The sequence below is a fragment of the Myxosarcina sp. GI1 genome, from assembly GCF_000756305.1.
In the GTDB taxonomy this organism is placed as follows: domain Bacteria; phylum Cyanobacteriota; class Cyanobacteriia; order Cyanobacteriales; family Xenococcaceae; genus Myxosarcina.
This window is the reverse complement of record NZ_JRFE01000060.1, coordinates 1-22,559: the sequence shown is the minus strand read 5'-3', so window position 1 is coordinate 22,559 and position 22,559 is coordinate 1. Positions and strand designations below refer to the sequence as shown.

The window sequence follows — 22,559 nt, the reverse complement described above, 5'->3', positions numbered from 1 at the left end:
TTTAAAATTATGGCTTTTTGCTCTCAAACAGAGGAGACATAGGCTCGTCATTAATCTCTACTTTGGTATATTCTGGCTTTTGGCTTTTGGGAGTAAGCTCGAAGCGATAGAGTCCAGATGCTGTATCGACATACAGCATTGCCGTACCATCTGTAGTAGGCTCTAAATCTGGAAAGTCGATTTTAGGGATCTTTTTTAGCAAAAGCATCGTGGGAGCGGTTTCAGCAGTACAGCTTGTCGATAACTCACACAGTTCTCCATCTACCCCTTGAAAGACAATTTCTCCCAAATGAGATAGATTAACAGCATTTATTGGAGAATTGAATTGCAAAACTATTCCACTGGGGGTAACATCGATTTCTATCTCTCTCTTGAGAGCAAATTCTCTGTCTACTGCTATCGTTTCACTAGCCAAAGAGCCATGCGGCAAACCAGCAACTAAGACGATACTCGTGATTGCCCCACACAAAAACTTCAACATAATTAACTTTGCTCCTAATAGGAAAAATCTTGATAAACTACTAAACGCACCGTCTCTCCTGCTTTTAGATGAAAGTATGCAGAAGCAGGTGAATTGCTTCTATTTTGAAAACGGCGATTTAAAGTCTCGCCCGTTCCCCTAGCTACTCCCGAAATTCCACTCGCTAAAGGACTTTCATTACTAGAACTAGATCTTAAAAGCGTTCTATCCCCTTCCTCAAAAACCAAACTGTCGGCTGAATTAGACAGACTATCAAATGCTTCTTCTACTCCTGGTGCTATAATCGAACCTAAATCAGCAGCAAAATTAGAGTTTCCCTCTTGCTTTAGTTCGGCTTTGAGCGGCGAACCGTTTTTGCCCTCTATTATCATCGCTCCAGAAGGTACGACAATTCTTCTAGAACCGTTAATTATTTCAGCTACTTCCATAAATAAAAGTCCAGAGCTAGAATACTCGGTAACTACAGCAGTCACTTTAGTTTTTGCGGGCAGAATTTCTTCTCCTGCTAAATTTTTCAGTCCCTCTCGCAGCTCCAGCAAATATTTCTTTTCTCCTGTTTGTAAATTTCGACTCTCATTAGTCCAAACCACATCACTTTCTAACGTGGCGGCAGCTGTAGAACCTACATCTACTCTCCTCTTACTTTCATTTGGCTCTCTTGGCAATCTATCTACAACGAGATTATTATCTGTTCTTAAAGAGTAATTCGATGGAGAAGCCAATCTTTCTTTCAATTTTCTCGCTTTATATAAGCTAGCGATGTAATTCAGCCTTTTTTTTATTTGAGCGTCTGAATACAGAGAGGCTTCGTTCGCATTTTCCGTTTTTGATGTAGGCGAATTGTTAGAAACCAGAGTCGTGCTAGAAGAAAGGGTATTATTAGTAGCTACTGCCGTAACGTAATGCCCTCTGTTTGCCGATGCCATCCACCGCTCCATCGGGTCTATTTCTGGTTCTACATTTTCCTCTAAAACTTCTGCTGCTATTTCTGGTCGAACTCTTCTAACAATCGGTTGCGATTGCGGTTGACTGATCGATATTGGTGTTACCTCTACTGGTTTTGTTGCCACAGACTCTTTTGAATTTTTTGAAGTATCTGTTTCTAATTGAGAATCTGAATCTATTACCTCAATTTCTTGATTTCGTTGCGCTTGCAGAGCATTTTCAACTAAAAGTTTTTGATTTTTAGCCCTTTCCTCTTCTAAAGCCTGCTGCAATTTTTCTTTTTCGCTATCTTTTGGAGGTCTGACAGTAGTTTGTTCGGGTTGCTTTGGCGGGCTAAAAGCCGAGATCAGCATCCATGCTAGAGGCGTTCCAAAACATAACACTGCAATTAATTGAACTAATGGATTTTTATAGTAAACTACTCGATCGAAATTTTGAAATCCTCGACTGACTGGAGGATTCAAACTCTTATCATTTTTTTCAGTGCTAGTAACATCTAAATTTGAAAAGTCTTCTTGACTTTGTATTTCTTCATAGGATATATCAGTAAATGCCATAGCTTTTAAATAATATTAATATCGATAATTTGTAGTCCTTTATTTTGCATCTCACCCATTATCTTCTGTAAAGGATTGTTCTCAGCATTGGAAATTTCTGTTTCGGGATCTATCACCCTGACTCTAATTAAATGATTGAATTTTTCTTGGGCTAAAATCTCATTCCTTCTAGCATGGGTTCTATAAGCAATAATCGTTACATCCCAAACTCCTTCTGCTACTTTTTCTACTACAGGCTCGCGAAAGACTCGAACGTAACTCTGCTCTTTTCCGACTATATAGTTTTGAAAAGTAAAACGCTCCTCATACCTCCGACTTACCCACTCTAAATACGCCTCTCGCTCTCCCGGTATAATTGCCATCGTTGCCCAATACAGTGGTAAAGGATAATCGATCCTACCTTCACTAACAAATAAATTAGGCTCTTTTAAATTCCAGGTATAGGCAAGAATCAGCCATTCTTTAACATATTCTCGAATTACCGTTTCGGTACGAGCGAGCCTTTCTACAGAATTGGCTACCGCTACCTCTCCATCAAGCTTTTGAACGTAGATATTAGACTTATTTTGCGCTAAATTGCTAATAGCTTTTCCATTGCTAAAAGTTTTTATTAGGTTTAGTCCGAGAAGCAGTATCACTACCAAAGGTAGCCAACCAAAACGAGATTTTTGGGTCAGGGGCGACTCTATTATTTTTTCTGATGATTTTTTAAAGTTTACCATTACTGTTTAACTCCCGAATTAACGGCGTTTGTCGAAATTTCTTGCCATCGTGTAGCCGATAGTGGCAAAGGCTCCTGAGAAGGCACTCCCCGCGATCGCTATTGCTCCTACCGACTGATTTCTATAGGAGGTTGCTGCCGCAATTCCGCCCGATGCAACTACAGCAAAGGAAACTGCTGGCGCAAATATTCCCAAGGTCATAAAAAAAGTGTTGTCCAAAACACCGCTGAGGTTTTCGGGAGATACTTTTTGAACGGCTACTACACCGATAACTACTATATAAGCAAGCTTGGCAAGTCCAATAGTCAAAGTCTCAGTCAACCAAACACCAAATAAATGCTGTCGATTGGGAATCGTGGCAACGGCAAGAAACATCGGCGCAAATAGGGCAAGTAGATACAAAGACATCTCTAGCATCGAAATCCACATCCATTGGGTAAAATAAAGCATTCGTTTGGAAGGATTAGTAATCGAGGCTATAAATTCCTCAGAATCTACGGCAAGATCTTGTAAATCGTCGTCTACATTAAATTCTGGCGGTGGGTCGGCAGTGGCAAGGGTTTCATCCCCTATTCTTCTCGATAACTCACGATCGTAGGTTTTCGTTCCAATATCATAGAGAACGCTGTAAAGTTTTTTTAGCGACTGACAGAGAAAACCAGAACACTCTCTAGCTGTATCAGCCTCTGCCAACCGTTCGGAAGCAAAAGTCGATAGTTGCTGCAAGCACTCTAAATAATCGTAAACCTGTCTTTGCTCTACGGTTAATTGGGAAGCAGCTTCTCCTCCATCAATGCTTTCGGGTCGTTCGCTACCAGGAATAGTTACCTCTGGCTGCGGCATACCCTGACAAGTTTGCCACTTTTGTAAAATTATTTCTTTGGCATCTTCGGTAACTAAAAGATCTTGAACGGCAGTTCGGACGTTAATGTCGGCAATCGTCAAATTCATGACTCCATCAGACCAAGAATTAATTACATCTCGTAATCCGTAGGCTAGAATTCGAGAATATTGCGCTTGATTCGCCAAAAAAATTATCGACAAAAATACTGGAAAAAACATTTGCATGAAAACCTGCGTTCCCATAGCCGCTCCTTTAGCTTCGTACATTTTGATGCCGTATTGATACAGCCAACAGCCAAGACCGATGGCTAGTAAAAACCTTACGGGAAATACAAAAGCATAAAGGGAGAGATTGGTAGTGTTTTCAACTCCTGTAACATCTGCTACCGCACCAGAAGCTATTGGAGGTGGATTGAAGGTCGAATCCCATAATTTATCCCACCAAGCCTCGATTGACTTCATATTTTCAGAAGTGCGAAGTAAAATTTCTCTGTCTTGTGCTACCGAAGGAAGAGCAAATATCAAAACAGCGATCGAGGCGATAATCAACGTCAATACTAACTTTTTATTGGCTTTTCTCGTTATGATGTCCTTCGCGAGTAATAACAAGTGATACCTCCGTCTTTACTAGAAACTTTGATTTGGTCGGGACTCAACCAGTCTACGTATCGAATATTTGTCACCGTTTGGGAGGTCAAATCAGATTCCGTGTATCTCAACTCTAAGCGATCGCCTTCAAGCTTATAGGTTCCAGTGTTTTTTGAATACTCTTTCCCTCGATAGCTGATGTTTATATAATGCTCTAAAGACCTGTCAGCCCCAAATATTAGATTTTCATCAATCTTTCTGCCTTTGCTTTCGTTATAGCATTCAGATTCCCAATCTCCTACAAGCTTTTGCGAGCTACTTTGACAGCCAGAAACCAAAGTAGCGACGATTGCAATTGACAATAGCAGTGTTTTTTGATTAATCAAGGCGTAGCATTATATTTATTTAGCCTCGACCGTAAAGATAGAGCAAACTTCTCCAAAAATCTCGAAAGTTTGGTTTTCTTTACCTTTATTTGATAAATAAACCTGGTAGGTAAACTTTAGTCATACCCGTTTGCGCTTGTATGCTGTCTATTCTACGGTGATATTTATCCATTTCAGTTTGTTGCTCCAGGTTATTATCTATTTCCGATAGCTGGAGAATTTGAGCGGCATCATATAACTGCATATTTTGTTCTCTTTGATTTAATACGGTTAGTTGTGTATTCAAGCCTTTCATTTGAATGCCGCCATAAATTTGAGCTTCCGTTAGCAGCGTTAGCTGTTCGGAAATTCCCGATTCAATTTGGGCGGTATATTCGTTTTGAGCGGCGATCGCTTTTAAAACATCTTGAGATGCCTCAGCAGCAAGAGCATCTGCTGCTGCAAGAGAAGTCGCCTCGGCACTATTGAGACTTCGGACTCCAATTTCTTTCGATATTCCATGAGTTTGAACTACAGCTTCTTGTGATAGACTCGCCCCTTCTTGAGTTTCCTGTAAAATTTGATTTTGCTCTGCAACTACTGAAATGGGACGCGCTGCCGATGCTCTGCAACTACCTCTTGTCCCTGTTTGTTAAAGACTATCTGCGAAAGTCTTTGGATTGTTTGTGACTGCCGAGCATCGGCAGCGCGTCCCATTTCATCGGTTTCCGTTGTAGATTCGGGATTGCTGTAGGGACTATCGGGCGAAGTTGCCGTTCTATTAGCTTCTTCCTGGGGATCGAGTAAGCCAAGCTCTCCCAACGTCCCGTAAACTGTATTGACAAGGTTCTCTGCATTGAGATTTTCGATTAATTGGCGACCTCTATCGATTATTATGGGAGCCTCAGCTAAAATCCCTTCAACAAAGTCTCCTATAGAAAGATTTTCTTTAGTTACTTCTTCCGTAGTTTCTGCTGCGGTATCCTCCACAAAATCTTGAGCTTTTATGCCTTTGCCGCAAGCCAAAAAAGCGACCGATAAGCCTAATATAAAACTGAGACTATTTTTTGATATGACTTTCATTTTAAGATTGTGCTACTTGAGAATAGTACGATTTAATGGGAATCCCCGATTTTTTAGCCTCTACATTAATTCTGGCAAATTCTTCGAGTGCTTCGATCTCATCATCATATTGACTTCTTATATTCGCTCTTACATATTCTTCTTCAGGCTCGGTTGCTCCTAATGCTAGCAGCAGGTCGCTAGGTGCGTGTGCTACTTCAAAATGTCTATCTCCCCGCTTTAAATACCAGTAGGATTGCAAGAGTTCTCCACTTGGTTTGTAAGCATCTGTCGTGTACAGGTTGAGAATCGAGCGGCGAAAACCCAACCGTGCCATTTTATCAATAGCGGTACTTTCTATACATCCACAGAAAATATTATCTAAATTGTCAAATATCTCGTCACCTACTACAGAATTGGCGATCGTTGAAGTTTCCTGAGCGGCAATCAAAAAATTACATCCCCACTTACGTCCGTGTACGGGAACAATTCCAGTTTGCTTGGCAAAAAAACGGAATTTATATAATATCGTGCCTTCATCAATTCCTAATAAAGAGCGTTTCGAGCTAAACGCCCCTCGAAACAGCACGTTTAATCCCGTCATTGCATATAGTAGAGAATCTAAATCTTCCGAAACGTCGGTCAATCCTATCACCAACACATCGACATTGGTATCGAAAGAACTAATGCCATTAATCGATCTTCCCAGAGAAGTTTTAAGTATACCTCGCAACTGAATTAATATTAAATCTATAGTTTCTCTAGATAACTCGGAATCGATTTTTTGCTGTTTTTTCTCGATGTAGTTGGCAAACCATTCTTCGGCAAAATCGACAAAATCTTCGTAAATTGGCATATTATTGTATGCCGTCGAACCATAACCGCCTTCAATTGCTTCTCGATAACGCTTTTTTATCTCCTCTCGCTCGTGAAAACTCGCGTAACATTCGCTTAAAAGCGAATTTACCAAGATCTCTCGATCGGGATTATTGCTTATCCCCATAACAATAGCACACAGAAGCCTAACATGAGATTTGATAGTATCATTCCAGCGTTCCTCGTAATTTTCAGGGCTGCTCGCTTCGCGAAGATCTGGTAGTTCGACAATATCGATCGTGTTTTCTCGAACGTTATGATAGGCAGCTTTTACTCCTAACTTTTGCAGCAGGGGAACGAGTACGGTATATGTACTCGTTCCATCTGGTCGGGGAAAATCGAACAGCACTACCCGTTGACCGTAGATAACGTATTCAAACAACATCTCTAAAATGATGTTTGACTTTCCAGCACCAGTTTTAGCAAAAATTCCCGTATGATTTTTTTCATTGGCGATGTCTAAGTAAACTGGTGTATTTAATTCTCTAGTCAAAAACATCATGCCACGTCGATTGATGGTTTTACTTTTAATTAGAGGAATCAGAGGAAGCGACTGAAAACCAAAGTATTTTTGGCGACGATGATTGGGCTTGGTTAAAAAAGCCTCCCACTCAAAGGTTTGCGATTGAAACCAAATATGCTCTACACAATTTTCTACTCTTTCTACCGCCGCCGAGGGAATTTGCTGGCAGAGATTGCTAAGATCCTGCTCTAGCTTTTCTTTGGTATCTCGGTAGAGCCAAATTCCCAGGCTAACCCAAAAAGGAATATTTTTTTCTTCTAGTAGATCTCTTGCTTCTACAGCTTGCTCCCGCCTTCGCATGGCAACTACATCAACAGTTTGTTTTTTAGCTGCCAGTGCTTCTCGCTTTACCGAATTGGAAGTAATACGATCTAGCTGTATCATTTCAAAACCCGACCTGTCTGCGGTTAATTCCGAAATTACTCGGCAGTCTGTAATCGTGGTTTTATCGGCTATGATATTCCAAAGATAGCGCGTATACCCCAACGCAACGTTTTGCTTATCTGGGGGATATTTTTGAATTTGTCCGATACGTACAAACGCAGCAAACTTATTGTTGTGGGGAAAATAAACATGGTTGTTGTCGAAGTGTGGAACCGTACTAACACCATCGGCAGGCTCGAAAAGACTGCCCAATACATGAGTTCCCGAATTGATGACTGGCGGCTGCAATCCTTCATTGTTGTAAATAATATATTGCGGTACGGGAATTACGGGCGGTTCGTGCAATTCTAAATAATCTCTAGCCCAAAGCTGAAAGACGTTTAGCGAAGTAGCTTGCAAGCCAAACCCTTTATTATTCGTCAGCAAATTATTTACTTGCTGGTAGGCATAGTAATAGGCTGAATCTAATACCTTTTTCCAGGCAGATTTCGAGTCGAACTGCTTTCCTCTAAACATTCCTACTAGAGGTTGGGTTTGAGCTAGCATTTCATCCAACCAATTTTGCTTGACTGCATAATCCTGTCCCAACGGAACGCGATATTTGGCAAAAATCAAGATATTATTAGTCTGTAATCTTCCCTCATCTGCTAGCTGCTCGCCTTTTTCCATTCTCGATGCCATAATTTTTTGGCTGAGAACATCACAATTTTTACTCTGTAGCTCTCGCTGCATATTTAAATACTTGCTTGCAGAGCTATTAATATCTTCATAGACTTTAAGATCTATGTCCTTTGGCAGCATATTTAGCGCGTCGGTTGCTGAAGTTAAAATGGCTAACGCTTGTTCTCCCGTCATCGAGGGATCGTAACCAGCAATCTTCCAGCAAAGAATTATCATTACCTGCGGACCGCGACGTAGTAGATAGAACCCAATTTTTTTAGCATCGAGTTCGATTTGCCCGTAGGTTCTCAAACAGAACTTGGGTTCTATGTGATGGAAAGTATGATTTTTTCCTTTTATGTTAAAGACCGTAGCATTTCTTTTGCTAGATTCCTTCTTTGGAACTCCACTGCGATCGAAGTTTACCTGAGTCTCTTCTGATATATAACGTTTGGGTCGTTTGAATCTCTCGAAAAACTTACTAGGATCGTTGCCCGTTAAAATCCAAAACAGTCCATAGATGCAAGCAAATATTATCAATCCTTTAAGCGGGTCGGCAAACATAAAGGGGATACAGCAAGCGAAGATTGCCATAAAGTAACCTAATTGTTCGGGTGCTATAAATCCATATCCCAATGCCGTACCGACCATTGAATTTATCTGACCGTTGTTTAAGTCTTTCTCTCTCAAAACTCTCGATCCTCATAATACAAGTATGTGTAGGCTTTAACAGTAAAAAGTCAAAACTTTCTATCGCTATACAGTCGTACCAAGCATTACTGCGATCATCATAGTTGCTCCACCAGCAAAAATTAGAAAGCCAAAGAGCGGATCTAGGGTTGTGGATACTGGCTGTCTTTGATAGCCTATTTGAAAAGCTACATAGCCTAATACTCCTAAAAATCCCAAGATAATTGCCAGAGTCAAAAATCCTATAACCTGACAGATTAAAGTACTTAGTGTCGCTCCCCCTATAGCACCAAAAGAAACTGCGCTAAATACGGTTTCAGTATACGAACCGACCGTAGCGAATAAACCACTAGTCTGACAAGCTGCCGCTCCAAAAGTGCCTTGTGCCATTACTGGTTTGGCAACAAAAGCAAACAAAATGCCATGATATAAAGGTATTATCCATTTTTGCTTTTCAATATAAGGACTTAAGTTGTTTAACCATCTAAAACAAAAAGCAAAAAAGAGTGAAGCCCAAAATAAAGTTGTCATCGTAACTAAAAGTTCCGAGTATGACAGTATAGCCGCTAAAGAAAGCCCAACTGCCGTAATTCCCCAATGAGGCATTATTTTTTTGACTGAATTTGGCAACAAGTTCTGCCAAAAACGATCGAATTTCGTTAAGTCTCTAGACTGCTTTATCTTGCTCGGCAATAAGTACATTTTATTTGTAGTCCACCATTATTAAAGAATTTTGCGCTTAAACTTTTATTCGCTACCACCGTGTAGATGAGCAGCAGCTTTCTTTTTTACTTTGATTTATGATAAAAAATTTTTAGACATTTTGCTTTCTCAAATCCCCTTTAGAATATCTTTTGAGAAGATAACCAACTTCGGTGGTGTTCTTTTTTTTCTCAAAAAAAATCTTTATTTAGCCTTAACTACCGCCTAAATAAATAGAATCTACTATATTTATAGTTACTTTGTTCTACTACAACAAACTACCAGATTAAACTAGTGAAAATTTGTTACAACTTGTTAAGAGAAAAAAGTCTTTCTCAATCTCATCAAATATTAAAAAGACTTGGATTAGAAGTTTCTTCATTCCAAATGTCGAGCATCAGCAAAATTTGCCTAGAGTCTATAGAAACAGAAAGTATTTTGGTGATTGAAACCCTCGACTATTTGGGAGACACTTTTTCAAAAATTTTCGATAACTTTTGTACTATAGTCGAGCGAAGAATTACTTTGGTTTGTCTGAATGTTGAACAGGTCTATTTTACTCATCAACCCCAATATTCTGTTTTATCCGACCTGAGTTCGATCAAAACCGCAAAAATGACTGAAGCTTCAAAAAAACGTCTAAAAACAATTGAAAGCAATGGTAGAAAACCAGGAAGACGTACAGTTTATACCAAAGAAATCGACATAATGATAAATAGCCTGAGAAATAGTACTAAACATAATATCGATACGATTTGTAGAATCGTAGATATAAGCAAAAGTACGTATTACGCTCATTACAATCGGACGAAAGCTACTGACAACAACATTTAATATGTGAACTACCTCGATTTAATCAAAGATTAAATCGTTACCTAACAGGATTTACGGAGTTGAACAAGAGTTCATTGTTCGAGTAATGAGTTCGTTAAGGAAGAAAAAAATGCCAAGTAATAGTAATTCGCGACGCTCTAATTTGCGTCTGGAAAATCTATTTGAGAGCGAAACTTAAAATGTTCAAACTTTTTCAACTAAACCTGTTTGCCGATTGTAGCGATGAGTAACTTTTTCACTAGCTCGCCGTGCTACTAATCGTTTAAAGAAGCAAAATAAGACTAAGTAACCCGCTAGAATAATCCATAGTAGACTATTTAACATAAGCTAATTATGGTTGTAATTGAAAAGAAAAAGAAATTCCGCTATCTTGCAGGGAGTTATCAAAGTCGCTGACTTCAACTAAAGGTATTCCCCAATCAACTCTTAGAGATAAAATTTCTCTTAATTGCCAGCGAAAACCAAAACCAAAGCTGCTAAGATAAGCTGAATTTGTCCCCTGTACGTTCCAAACTCTACTAAAATCGACAAAAGGAATCAACCTTATTTGAGAGGAACTATTATTGTTTCCGACGAGAGGAACGACAAGTTCGATATTAGCAACAAGAGCATTATCTCCTACTTCTTGATTCTGTCGATAACCGCGAACAGTACCAACACCACCTAGCACAAACTGTTCGACAGGAAGCAAATCGTCTGGGGTTAGTTGCCCCGATAAACGAGTTACAAACAATAAATCGGCATTTTCACTTCGATTTAAAACTCGTACCCATTCGGACTGTCCTAACCAGCTAAAAAATATTCCATCGGGAGCATTATCATTAACTGTAGCGTCAAATGCGTCCAAGCCGAAATTCAATTGAGAGTAGAAATTCCAGACAGATTTTTGTCCTCTTTCCGTCCAGTTTCCAGCCAAACTCAAAACTGACACTGCCGAACGACCATCTTGTGAACCTTCGCTAAAAGAATAGGGAAAATCGCCATCTATAAAAGTACGGCTCTCGGTTCGTTCGAATGAAATCGCCAAAGCAATTTCACGCTCGAAGTTGTTAGCAATTGGTTGATTAAAGCCTAAAGAAAGCATATCGGATTCCGAGCGAATACCCAAGTCCTCCAAAATATTATCGACAATGCGGCTTTGATTATTCTGATACTCTATGCTTAAAGTGCCGCGATTGCTAGTAACAGGAATTTGGTAGCCAATCGAAAAGGCATCAGCCCCTTCAAACAAACTATAGCTACCGTAAAGCTCGTCTTCTGAACCTAAAATACTTCGATAGCTACTAGTAGCAGTCGCCGTGTATTCTCCAGCAATTGGCGATCGCCAATTATTAAAATTCCAAGAATTTTTCCAGACGGGAGCTTCTTCTACACTAACAAGAAGTATGTCTGTGCCTGGTTGAGTTCCATTTATTAGTTCTGCACTGACGTTTTCAATTGCGTCGCTTCGCTCTAATAAAGCTAGTTTTTCATTGATAGTTTTTACGTTTAAGGGTTTCGATCTTAGTGAAGAGAAAAAAGAATTGACATAGCTTTTGTTAAGATTTTCTAAGCCATCGATCTCAATTGACTCTATCTTGCCCTCAATTACTTGTAATTTTAACGAGCCAGAACTAGAAACCTCTTGCTGCGGTATGTATGCTCCTGAGTTACGGTATCCTTTGGAAGTGTATAAATTTTCAATTTCTGCTGCCATATCGTTCAAAACGTATACAGAAAGTTTTTTACCGCGAAATTTTTCTAACTTTTTAATCAGCTCTGAGTCGGAAAATACGGTATTGCCCGAAATAGTAATGCGCTCTGGCGCAATTTTTACATTTTGGCGCATTTTACTGCTTTCTTGGGCATTCAAACTCTGAATTGGGAAACTTAGAAGCGAAATAAAGATAAGATTCCAGAATTTAAATTTATAAAGTTTTAACGTCATCTTCAGAAATTTCTGTTTGGTAGTTAGTTTTGCTTGCAATTGGGACGGCAACGACCGTAAAAATCAAGGCTCGCAAAAATGCTATATATTGGTATTTAGAGAAAAATACAGCCATATTAAATTTGTCTTAATGAGCGATCGAAAACTTGTTTCTGTAATATTAATTGATGATGAGCGCGACTTTAACAAATGCGTAACTGAAATCATATCTAAAACCTTAAATACAGAGCGAGTGTTGCTCCAAAGTTTTGCTGAAGGCAACGAAGGTTTCAAGCAGATTGAAGAAAATTGCCGTAGAGGAATAATGACCATAGCGGTTATAGACATAATTCTCCCTCAGATAAATGGAGACGTGTTAATCGAGCAAGCGAAATTTGATAAGAAAGACGTTTTAGGGTTTGTTATTTCCGCTCATAAAACCGAATCTGAATTGAATTCAATTGCCGCAAGTAAAGAGTGGTTGGAAAAGATTTATTGCAAGCCAGTAAACTACCAAAATTTTACAAATGAGTTAGTTCGATATATTTCTCAGTATGTCGAACGAGAGGATTCCGATTTAATAGAAAGTTCATCCGCTCTGGATGTAGGATTCGACTACGGCGAGCTTGACGCTTCGTTAATCTTACATCTTAAGGAAGAAGCAACAGAAATTAAAGGTTTAATCAGAAATACTATTGAAAGCACTCTCGAAGCTGGAAAGAGATTAACCGAGGTAAAGAGATTATTGCCTCATGGTAAGTTTAGAGAATGGGTCGAAAAAGAAACGGGGTTTCACTACACGTCGATAGCCCAATTTATGCGTCTTTGGGAAACGTTTGGCAATCGTAGAGCAGATATAGTAAATTCTGGCTTGAACGTTACCATTTTGTATCGCTTAGCCTCGGACTCAGTACCAGAAGATTTTCGCCAGCGAGTTATCAAACTTTCCAGTAGCGGGAAAAAAATTTCGGTCAAAAAGCTCAAACAAATGAGACAAGTTTACGATGAGGGAATAGCACAAAAAGAAAATGAAAGTCAAGAAGAGGTTACTGTAAATGTTAATACATCTGCCGATATAGATACTACTAAAACCGATAAAAAGCCAGAAAAAAAGCCAGAAATTGTCAACGTTATCAGAAAAAAACGGTTTATAGAATTAGGACCGCATTTGTTATATTGCGGTCATCCCACAGCCAGAGAATTTAGCGATCGCCTGCCTGAAGATATTACTTTTAGCATTGCTTTTCCTATGACTTCAGACTGGGGAGAGAGAAGTTCTATATTTCCCTCCGTGTACGGTCTAACCGAAACTATCTTCCGTAATAATGCTCCGCAAGGCGAAGAAGAGGTAGCTGCTAACCTAAAATTTATGCGGAGTGGTATGAAAGAATTTACTTATTTTCAGGAAAACATATTGTTTGCTTTTTTGCCCTATCCAAAACTGCTCTTAATGGCTCATGAGCTAGAACTTATTTGCTGGATTGCCGAGCCAAATCTTCAGCGGTGCGATGAAATTGTCAAAATATGGGAAGAAAATAGAGCATCTCGATGAATTTAAATTTTTCTTTCTAACGTAGTAATTTAAATGTAGAATAATTATACATTTAGGATTTATTTGCAGGATCGATTCGCAAATATAATCAGTTTGGCAATTTTAAAAATGAATAAGCTTGTAATTATTGAAAGTACGGGAAAGCTCAAAAAGATAAGTGAATTTTTGCCCGCAGAAGGCTGGACTGTAATGGCTAGCAAAGGTCATGTGCGACAACTGGCACACGATGGAGAGGACAATTTAGGATTCGATATTGTAGGAAATCGCGTCAACTGCCGCTATCAATTGACTGATTCTAAAGCCAAACGAACTGTAGCAGAATTAAAAAAGGCAGTTCGTGCAGCCGAGATAGTCTATCTAGCTACCGACCCCGACCGCGAAGGAGAAACGATTAGTTGGCACTTAGCTCAAATCCTCAACCTACATAACCCCCGTCGCATTAGCTTTAATGAAATTAGCCAAAAAGCTATATCTAGTGCGGTCGCTAATTATCGCGATATTGACATGAATCTGGTCGAGGCAGGATTAGCTAGAGCCTGTTTCGATAAATGCGTCGGATATAAAGGCTCTCCTCTGCTTTGGGCGCAGAATATCGGAGCAAAAAGCATGGGCAGAGTGCAGTCGGCGGTACTACACTTAGTTTGTGAATTAGAACGAGAAATAATCAATTTTAAGCCTGTCGATTATTTCTCAGTTTTTGTAGACTACGCCGAAGGATTTCGAGCTTTTTACTGCGGTGGCAGTGCCACAGAAAAAGAGAATGATAATTCCTCAGAATCCAAACGCATTTTCCAGCAGGATGAGGCAGCAAATTTAGTTCGACTCGCCACTTCAACGCAGCATTCTCTTGTCAATTTAGAACGAACAAAAGTTGCTAAGAAGCCTCCTCCTCCGTTTACTACCTCAACGCTACAGCAAACAGCAGGAGCGAAACTCGGCTTTAGCCCCGAACGAACCATGCAGCTAGCACAAACCCTCTACGAACAAGGCTACATTACCTATATGCGAACCGATTCGGTTAACCTCAGCGATGATTTCTGTACTGCCGCTCGTAACTGGCTGACGACTAAAGACCCCAACAATATTCCCGATAAAGTTACCAAACATCGCAACACCAAAAATGCTCAGGAAGGTCATGAGGCAATTCGACCGACTAACATTGAGCTTCCTTCTTCGAGGTTAAAAACATTAATAGAAGCCGACGCTTTTAATCTCTACGTTTTAATCTGGAAGCGATCGCTTGCTTCTCAATGTCGCAGCGCGGTTTTAAATAAAACTACGGTGGTTTCCAAATGCCAGGAGACTTTTTGGCAAGCTAAGGGGCAAACAGTTAGCTTTTTAGGCTACGCGAGGTATTGGCACGACCTTAGTGCCGAGCTTGAATTGCCCGATTTGGCAGAAGGACAAATTCTCAATCCCGATAATGCTCAGTTCGAGAAAAAACGGACAAATCCCCCCTCTCGCCTCAGCGAACCCCAATTAGTGGCGTTGATGGAGAAAAAAGGTATTGGTAGACCTAGTACCTATTCTGCTTCAGTGGCAACACTTAAAATTAGACAATACGTTAGATTGTCTAAGAAGAAGCTTTTTCCAACTGAGTTGGGAATGCGAGTAAACATTTTCTTGCAAAAGTTTTTCCCAGAACTGATTGATGCTGGTTATACCTCTTTAATGGAAAGCGATTTGGACAAAGTTGCTTCGGGAGAACTAAATTGGCAAAAACATTTTGCCAATTGGTATCACACTTACTTTGCTCCAGCGATCGCCCGCGCAAGACAACAACTTCCGAATTTTACTGCCCCTAAAGCTCAAGGAAAAATTTCTGCTACGAAATATTTTTGTCCAGTTTGCCAAAAACCTTTGGAGGAGTATACTTATACTAAAGAAGGCAAAAACAAAAGTCTTCTCCGATGTTCCGATCCCGAAGCCAGGAAACAACCAAACCACAAACAAGCTGTCTACTTTTTTTCAACTAAAGCTAATAAGTTTTGGAGTCCCAAATTTGGGGAGTTAGGTTCTAATTCTTCGTCGAACGCTAAATCTTTGCCTACAAAGCCCATTAAAAAAGCTCGAATTGTTAAAAAATGCGATCGTACCAATACCAAAATCGCCAAAATTCGCCGAAAAAAATAGGTGACTATAGCTCTACTGCTTTCTTCAGGTTACAATGCTAACCAAGCAGATTACGGATATTTATTCGGATGTGCCTAAAATTGCAGAACACCGACTCTTTTTGGCGAAGGACATCGGCGTTCATTTTTGTAAACCCCATAGTTAAGGAGGCTGATATTTAGTTGTTAACTCTAACTTCGGAAAAACCGAAAATTAAAGAGAGTGGTTTTGCAAACCCTATAAAAACAGGAGGTTTAATTATGTCCTAGTTTATAGAGCTAAATTAAAACACTTCTGGGTTGATTGTATCAACTGAGCATTCTGTTTGACAAGGTTTGACAGAAATTTTGTGCTGCAAACAATTATTAGAACCCAGAAATGAGCTACGACAAGCAATCCTCATAGCCGTTCTAGATTAAGAATTATTTAGTTTGGTCGTAAGAGGAAAGTGCTGTCGCTTGCTTGGCATCGCTCGAACTCAACCAAACCTATCTCTAAGCTAACTAAGTCCAGAATTTCGACTGACAATCGAAATTCAAAGCTGTTGTAAAACAAACAAAACAGCAACCTGAATGAATCTTTATTATGACTTAGTGTGCGGTGTATGGAGTAGTGTTTACCGCAAAAAACTTTGGGTTTAGTTGAATTTAAGTAGCCGAGTAAGTAACAGCCAGAGAAAACCCTACATATTTTCTGGAGTTACAAATGTACTTAGAAACCCACGCGCACGAATGGCGGCAGAGCGGTATCGATCGCACTTTAATAGATTTAAATCTTCTATCCTTAGATGAAACCGAAATTGCCGAATGGTATTTTCAGTATTTACCGTCTACTGCTAGAAGAAACGATGGTAGAGTGCGCGATGGTTATTTACGAGCCTATAAAGAACCACTCAAAGGTGGTTGGGGCATTAAAGGTTACAATCCTACCGATTGGAATAGAGGGCCAGAATTGCGGTGCTTTAAACCCAATTCACCCCGAATTGGTTCGGATGGCAAACCAATTAAATACGACCTGCCAAAAAATTCTTCTTTCGACCCAATTTTCCCTAAAGTCAGCTATGCGATTGCCTCTTTAATCTTTCGCTCGGCTGGCTTAAACTTTTTGGAACTAACTCAAAAATACGCTCCTCATGAGTTGGTTATGGGAATAGTTGACGAGAATGAGTGTTCCTGGTTCTGGCTTGCCGTTTTAGACAACCCAATAATTCCTATTAGTATTGCCGAAGGAGGTAAAAAGGCACTATCTTTGCTCTCGATTGGCAGATGTGCGATCGCCGTAACTTCCATTACCACCTGGAGGGAATTCAAGGGTAGTAAAAAACTTCATCCCTGGCTGGCTCTATTCGCGCCTCAAAGAAACTTTTATCTAACCTTCGACCAGGATGAAAAACCCAAAACTAAAAAGGCAGTTAATTTACAGTCCTTGAAATTAGGAACGACTTTAACTAAATCGGGAGCTTCTAAAGTTAGGCGGATTAGCTGGAGCGGTACTTCTAAAGGAATTGATGACTTTATTTATTTATTACAGAATAAATATGGCGAACGCTACTGCCAGAAAATCATTAGAAAGTGTTACCAGAATGCTCGTAATTATCTTAAATTCGACAAATCTCAACAGCTACCAGGAAAAATTAAATCCGTTAACAAAAAATATTTAGAGTTAGCCGATATTGCCGAAGCAGCTTTGGCTAAACTTTTAATTGTCAAAAGTGCCAAGGGTACGGGAAAAACCGAGATTGTAACCGATCTAGTGGCGACAGACCAAAGAAACGGCATAGCGACTATCAATCTGGTACATTTAGAGCGGTTGGCAAGAGAGGCAGGGATTAGATTGGGTCTGCCCTACAGAACCGAAAAAGGAACGGTTTCATTGAGAAATGCCCTCGGCTATAGTTTATGTCTCGATAGCTTTACTCCCGATAATTCCGTTCCGTTCCACCCCGAACACTGGAGCGATGCGGGTCTGATTATGGACGAATTTACACAATCTTTGGGTCATTTAGCATTTGGCTCTACAGAACTTAAAAAATATCGCAAGCTAGTTCTGGCTACCCTCGGACAAAAACTAGCAGATTGTTGGGCAAATAATAAACCTATTCGGCTGTTAGATGCCGATGCTAATGTTGAGTCGGTAGAGCTTATCTATGAATTGATTCAGTTATACTCGGATAGAGAAATAACTAGAGACGAATTAGAAGACAATACTTTTACTCTAGTCAATGAATATAAGTCAGAGTTAGGAAAGTTATATTTTTACGACGAACCGTCTCCCAAACAGATTCGTGCCGATCTCGTCGCTCAGATGAAGCAACAGAAAAATCTGTTTATCGTTACCAGCGCACAAAAGCCCGAAAGCAGCGACGGGACGATAAATTTAGAAGAATTAGCTAAAAAACACTATTTGCCATCAGAGATTTTAAGAATTGACAGTACTACTACAGGCGATCCTACTCATCCAGCATTTAACATTAATGGCGATCGCTTAAAAGAATTGATTTATCTTGGCAACTACCAAATAATTATTGCCTCTCCCACCATTTGTACGGGAATATCAATCGATGAAGTCGATGGTTATTTCGATGCGGTATTTAGCTTCCAGTCGGGCAATCTAACTCCTAATTCAGTTCGTCAGCAGCTAGTGCGGTTGCGTGACTTTTTAGTTCCCCGATATCTTTGGTGTCCCAAAATCGGTCAAGGATTTATCGGTTCGGCTTCAACTAACCCAATTGAACTTTTAACCGACCAAAAGGGAGAAGCCAAACTAGGATTACAGCTTTTAGGATCTAAAGCTGCCGAACAGTTGATTGAATCTAATGTTTGTCCCCTAACTAAATATTGGTCCGTTGTCGGAGCGATCGCCAATCGGGAAAAATATTACTATCGAGAAATTTTACTCTATCAGTTAGAAGAAGAAGGATGGCAAATAATTACACGGTTTCCCCATGATGACGATGCGTTGCAAAGAGCCTGGGAGGAACGGAAAGAAATTAGAGCGGAGTCGGTAAGATCTGAAAATACGACCGTCGCAACTGCCCATGAGCTATCCCACACCGATGCTTCTTTATTAGAACGCAAACGAAACCTAAGTGCGGCTCAACAGGCACAATTAGATAAATACAAACTTCAACAAAAATATTCAATTGCAGAAATTACACCCGAACTAGTCGCAGCCGAGCGAAAAAAACTCTACTCCGCTTTGCGATTACGATTTTGGTTAACCAAGGGAAGAGAATATTTAGAACGTAGCGATCGCGAACTACTGGAAAAAACTCAAGAACGAAATAATGGAAGCTTCTTTATTCCAGATTTCAATCAGAAAATTAGCATTAGTAAAGTAAAATTACTCGAACTCCTCAATTTAGAAAGATTCGAGCGACGGGAAACTCAGTGGAGTAACAACTCGCCAGAATTAATCGAACTCAAACAGTTCGTTGGGCTAGATTTGGTTAGGTTCAATCAAATTCTAGGTTGTGGTATTGCTATTACCGACAGTCCGATTACAGTAGTTCAGAAAATTTTCAAACAAATTGGCAAGAAGCTTCCCTACCAGAAAAATTCAAGAAATGGTAACAAGCGTTTGAGAATTTATGGGGCGGCTACTTCTAAATTTAATTTGGATGCGGTTGAAACTGAAATTCTTGAAAACTGGTCGAGCTACTATCTCTACAAATATACAGGGGAAACTGATTTTGCTGCGTGAGTTCGGTCGAAGTGGTGCAGCAAAATCAGATAATTATTAATTTATTTGTTTGTTCCTAAAATTTGCCTAGTAATATTACGCATATTTGCATTATAATTTCAGGCAAGAGCATTCAAATTAATCTTCATACTTGCATTTTAAAAAGCGAGTTTTCCCAAGTTTCTAGAAATACACAAAATTTTGAATTTCATGACCAAGCTTACCAAAATCATTTGGTCTTTGGCAGTTGTAATGTTGATTAGCTTTTTTGTTACCAGTTATTGGCAAAACTCTTCGTCAGTATCGGTTACAGCTTCAACTAATTCTGTTGCCAATAACTCCATTACTATCGGCTACAGCAATTGGGCTGGCTGGTGGGTTTGGGCAGTAGCAGAAGAAGAAGGGTTATTTGCTAACAATGGTGTTAATGTAAAACTAATTTGGTACGACAGCTATTTAGAATCGCTCGAAGCACTAGCCGCAGGACAAATAGACGGTAATTCTCAAACCCTTAACGATACGATTTCATTTGCAGGTAATGCTGTAAACGGTGAAGTAGTAGTTTTAGTAAATGACAACTCTTTCGGTAACGACAAGATTATCGCCGCCGACCGAATCAATAGCGTAGAGGATTTAAAAGGTAAAGATGTAGCTGTAGAAGCAGGAGTGGTCGATGACTTTTTATTAACTCTGGCATTAGAAAAAAGCGGAATAAAGCGGGAGGAGGTGAATATTGTAGATATCGAAACTGGTGCGGCGGTAGAGGCATTTGCTGCGGGACAGACCGATGCGGTGGGAGCTTTTCCTCCCTTTTGGCTTACAGCACTAAAGCGCGAGGGAGCTAAAGAAATAGTTAGCTCTAAAGATTTTCCAGGTAGTATCCCCGATTTATTAGTGGTTAGCCAAAAAGCGATCGATAAGCGACCCGATGAAGTTCGAGCCATAGTGAAAACTTGGTTTGATACCCTTGATTTTATAGAGCAACATCCCCAACGCGCCGATGAAATCATGGCTCGACGAGCGGGGGTAAATACAGAGCAACTACAGCTATTCAAAGAAGGAACGAAAATATTTTCCGTTGCCGATAATTTAAAAGCCTTTTCCAAGGGCAACGATATGGCGCATCTCAATTTTGCTGCCGAAAAAATTACCGAATTTCTAGAAAACAACCTCAAAGCTCTGGATAAAAAGCCCAATTTTTCCAAATTATTTAACTCTAAATTTGTAGATCGTTATGCCCTCAACCAGCAGTAATAGCCGACAATCGCTAACATCGAAAACTTGTTCGCAGTGTGGGACGGAAAATCCAGCTACGGCTGACAAATGCTACATTTGCCATACTTCATTAAATGAGCGACCAAAAAATAAAAATTATTCAGCATCTTATCATCAAGAATTACTTAATTTTGGTGGGAATTATCTAAGGGCGTTTAAAAAAGATCTGCAAAAACCTAGTGCCTGGTTGGGAGTGGTTGTTTTTGCCTTAGCTGTTACTCTCTGGGGCAATTACTTTATTAATTCTAACCGCTCTGAGGTGGAGTTAGAACAACCCAGGGTGCAAACTTACTCTACTATCGAACGAGTAAAAAACGTTCCACAGGGTCTATTTAGTTATGGTGGAGGAGCATTTTTTGCTCCTTTAGTAGCACAGGGACTAAATGATGCGATCGCTGATGCCTACCCAGAATTTCAGTTGCGCTACACCGAACCAATGACTCCTTATTCAAGCTATAGCGAAGGAATAAGGATGTTGACCGATGGTGAAATCAGCTTTGCTTTTAATGGTCGTCCCTTAACGGCAGAAGAATATGCTGCCGCCAAAGCGCGAGGAATAAGTTTAAAACAGGTTCCAATTGCTTTAGATGGAGTGGTTGTGTTTGCTAATAGTGGTGTTGGTGTTTCGGCACTGAGTTTGGATAAAGTCACAGATATTTTTGCAGGGGCGATTACCAACTGGAATCAGCTTGGTGGTATCGATTTACCAGTTGTTCCCGTCTTGCTTAGCGATGAAGAGTTAGAAGTTTTAGACGTTAAGGAGGCAACGAAAACTACTCAATACTCAACCAACAATACTCAAGTTCTGAGAAAAGTCATCGGGACTCCTGGTGCGATATCGTTGGCTTCAGCATCTTTAGTTGCCAATCAAAAATTGATTGCGCCTCTAAATTTAGCCGCACCTCACTCAAACAACTTTGTCCGACCGTTTATTAATGGAGAATCAAATAAAGATGCCTTCAAAAATGGCTCGTATCCTCTAACCAAAAGACAATTTTTGGTAATTCGCGAAGACGACACTCTCGATGAATGGGCAGGTTATGCCTACGCCAATATTCTGATCTCTCAACAGGGACAAGGATACGTTGAAAAAGCTGGTTCTGTTACTATTTACTGATTTGATTATGGTTACACTACAACAGCAATTATCTCAAATCTCGCTCGATAAACCTGAAGATATTCCCAAAATAGTAAGATTATTGGAAAATCCTCAAAGTCCGATCGCACTGCCTGGAGCAATTAGTCTTTACAATCACGATTGTCTGCACGTACTCTTAAAGCAAAAAAATTCTCCAGAAGAGGAAGCCTTTATAGTAGGTTTTTGTATGGGTAACGATCCTGCCACCAAACGAATTCACGTATTTATTTTAAAACTAAGTGCCAGATATGTTTATCCTAAAAATCCTAAAAATTATCGCTTTACTAAAAAATGTTTGCTGGAATTCGACCGAGGATTCAATTATGGCAAGACTTTTGAGGAAATTAGATTTAATCGAATTGACTTTTTTAGATTCGCCAATAACTCAGTAGATAAGCTGCAAGATTATTTTGGAATATCTAGACAAGATCTGCTCCAATTACGTTTAGAAAGAGTTCTAGAGACAAAAGCTAGGAGTGAAAAGACTAGAATAATTCCCAAACAAACTAGACTAAAACGCTCGATTAACTTCTTTAAATGGTCTAGCAGTATTTGTGCTTTAGTTGGAGGTGGTTTATTAGCCTCGAACATTTCTTATAGCAAGTTTGGATTTGTTGGTTTGGCAATGAGTTCTAGTCAATTGCTGGTTGCTTCATTGCTAGC

At 39.8% G+C, this 22,559-nt stretch carries 16 protein-coding genes; 6 read left to right on the top strand and 10 right to left on the bottom strand.

The features are described 5' to 3' along the window. Positions 1-7: 7 nt before the first annotated feature. The 10 genes from KV40_RS30040 to KV40_RS29990 all read right to left on the bottom strand — a co-directional run bounded on the left by KV40_RS30040 (position 8) and on the right by KV40_RS29990 (position 12,060). Complete coding sequence (locus tag KV40_RS30040; protein ID WP_052056101.1) at positions 8-481, bottom strand: hypothetical protein; 474 nt, start codon at positions 479-481, stop codon at positions 8-10. A 14-nt stretch (positions 482-495) separates the two neighbouring features. Beyond that, a complete protein-coding gene (locus KV40_RS30035; RefSeq protein WP_036489112.1) occupies positions 496-1,983 on the bottom strand; it encodes a hypothetical protein in 1,488 nt (495 codons plus the stop codon). 5 nt (positions 1,984-1,988) lie between these two features. Beyond that, the gene (locus KV40_RS30030; protein ID WP_052056099.1) at positions 1,989-2,705 is read right to left on the bottom strand and encodes a hypothetical protein; all 717 of its coding nucleotides are present in this window, start codon (positions 2,703-2,705) and stop codon (positions 1,989-1,991) included. Between the two features lie 18 nt (positions 2,706-2,723). Continuing rightward, on the bottom strand, positions 2,724-4,103 hold the full coding sequence (locus tag KV40_RS30025) for a hypothetical protein (protein ID WP_156114256.1): 1,380 nt from the start codon (positions 4,101-4,103) through the stop codon (positions 2,724-2,726). 26 nt (positions 4,104-4,129) lie between these two features. Then, positions 4,130-4,498: a hypothetical protein gene (locus KV40_RS30020; RefSeq protein WP_156114255.1), complete on the bottom strand. Its 369-nt coding sequence runs from the start codon at positions 4,496-4,498 to the stop codon at positions 4,130-4,132. Between the two features lie 109 nt (positions 4,499-4,607). Then, complete coding sequence (locus KV40_RS30015; RefSeq protein WP_036489106.1) at positions 4,608-4,817, bottom strand: hypothetical protein; 210 nt, start codon at positions 4,815-4,817, stop codon at positions 4,608-4,610. A gap of 281 nt (positions 4,818-5,098) precedes the next feature. After that, on the bottom strand, positions 5,099-5,584 hold the full coding sequence (locus KV40_RS30010) for a hypothetical protein (RefSeq protein WP_036489104.1): 486 nt from the start codon (positions 5,582-5,584) through the stop codon (positions 5,099-5,101). Position 5,585: 1 nt separating this feature from the next. Next, positions 5,586-8,696 carry a helicase HerA domain-containing protein gene (locus tag KV40_RS30005; RefSeq protein WP_036489103.1) on the bottom strand — a complete coding sequence of 1,037 codons (3,111 nt, stop codon included), beginning with the start codon at positions 8,694-8,696 and terminating at the stop codon, positions 5,586-5,588. A 66-nt stretch (positions 8,697-8,762) separates the two neighbouring features. After that, positions 8,763-9,326, bottom strand: coding sequence for a hypothetical protein (locus tag KV40_RS30000; protein WP_172657366.1), 564 nt, complete (start codon positions 9,324-9,326; stop codon positions 8,763-8,765). Positions 9,327-10,563: 1,237 nt separating this feature from the next. After that, entirely contained in the window at positions 10,564-12,060 is a 1,497-nt protein-coding gene (locus KV40_RS29990) for a ShlB/FhaC/HecB family hemolysin secretion/activation protein (protein ID WP_172657365.1), read from the bottom strand. Positions 12,061-12,289: 229 nt separating this feature from the next. Here KV40_RS29990 and KV40_RS29985 point away from each other — a divergent pair, with 229 nt between their 5' ends. The 6 genes from KV40_RS29985 to KV40_RS32815 all read left to right on the top strand — a co-directional run. Next, positions 12,290-13,690: a DUF3102 domain-containing protein gene (locus KV40_RS29985; RefSeq protein WP_036489096.1), complete on the top strand. Its 1,401-nt coding sequence runs from the start codon at positions 12,290-12,292 to the stop codon at positions 13,688-13,690. Between the two features lie 108 nt (positions 13,691-13,798). Further along, complete coding sequence (gene topA, locus KV40_RS29980) at positions 13,799-15,823, top strand: type I DNA topoisomerase (RefSeq protein WP_072013945.1); 2,025 nt, start codon at positions 13,799-13,801, stop codon at positions 15,821-15,823. 684 nt (positions 15,824-16,507) lie between these two features. Beyond that, positions 16,508-19,504: a plasmid replication protein, CyRepA1 family gene (locus tag KV40_RS29975; RefSeq protein ID WP_036489093.1), complete on the top strand. Its 2,997-nt coding sequence runs from the start codon at positions 16,508-16,510 to the stop codon at positions 19,502-19,504. Positions 19,505-19,693: 189 nt separating this feature from the next. Continuing rightward, on the top strand, positions 19,694-20,737 hold the full coding sequence (locus KV40_RS29970) for an ABC transporter substrate-binding protein (protein ID WP_036489090.1): 1,044 nt from the start codon (positions 19,694-19,696) through the stop codon (positions 20,735-20,737). Beyond that, positions 20,718-21,875: a substrate-binding domain-containing protein gene (locus tag KV40_RS29965; RefSeq protein ID WP_052056097.1), complete on the top strand. Its 1,158-nt coding sequence runs from the start codon at positions 20,718-20,720 to the stop codon at positions 21,873-21,875. Before KV40_RS29970 ends, KV40_RS29965 begins: the two co-directional genes overlap by 20 nt. 7 nt (positions 21,876-21,882) lie before the next feature. Further along, positions 21,883-22,559 (top strand): hypothetical protein (locus tag KV40_RS32815; RefSeq protein ID WP_156114252.1); only part of this gene is annotated, 677 nt, incomplete at its 3' end.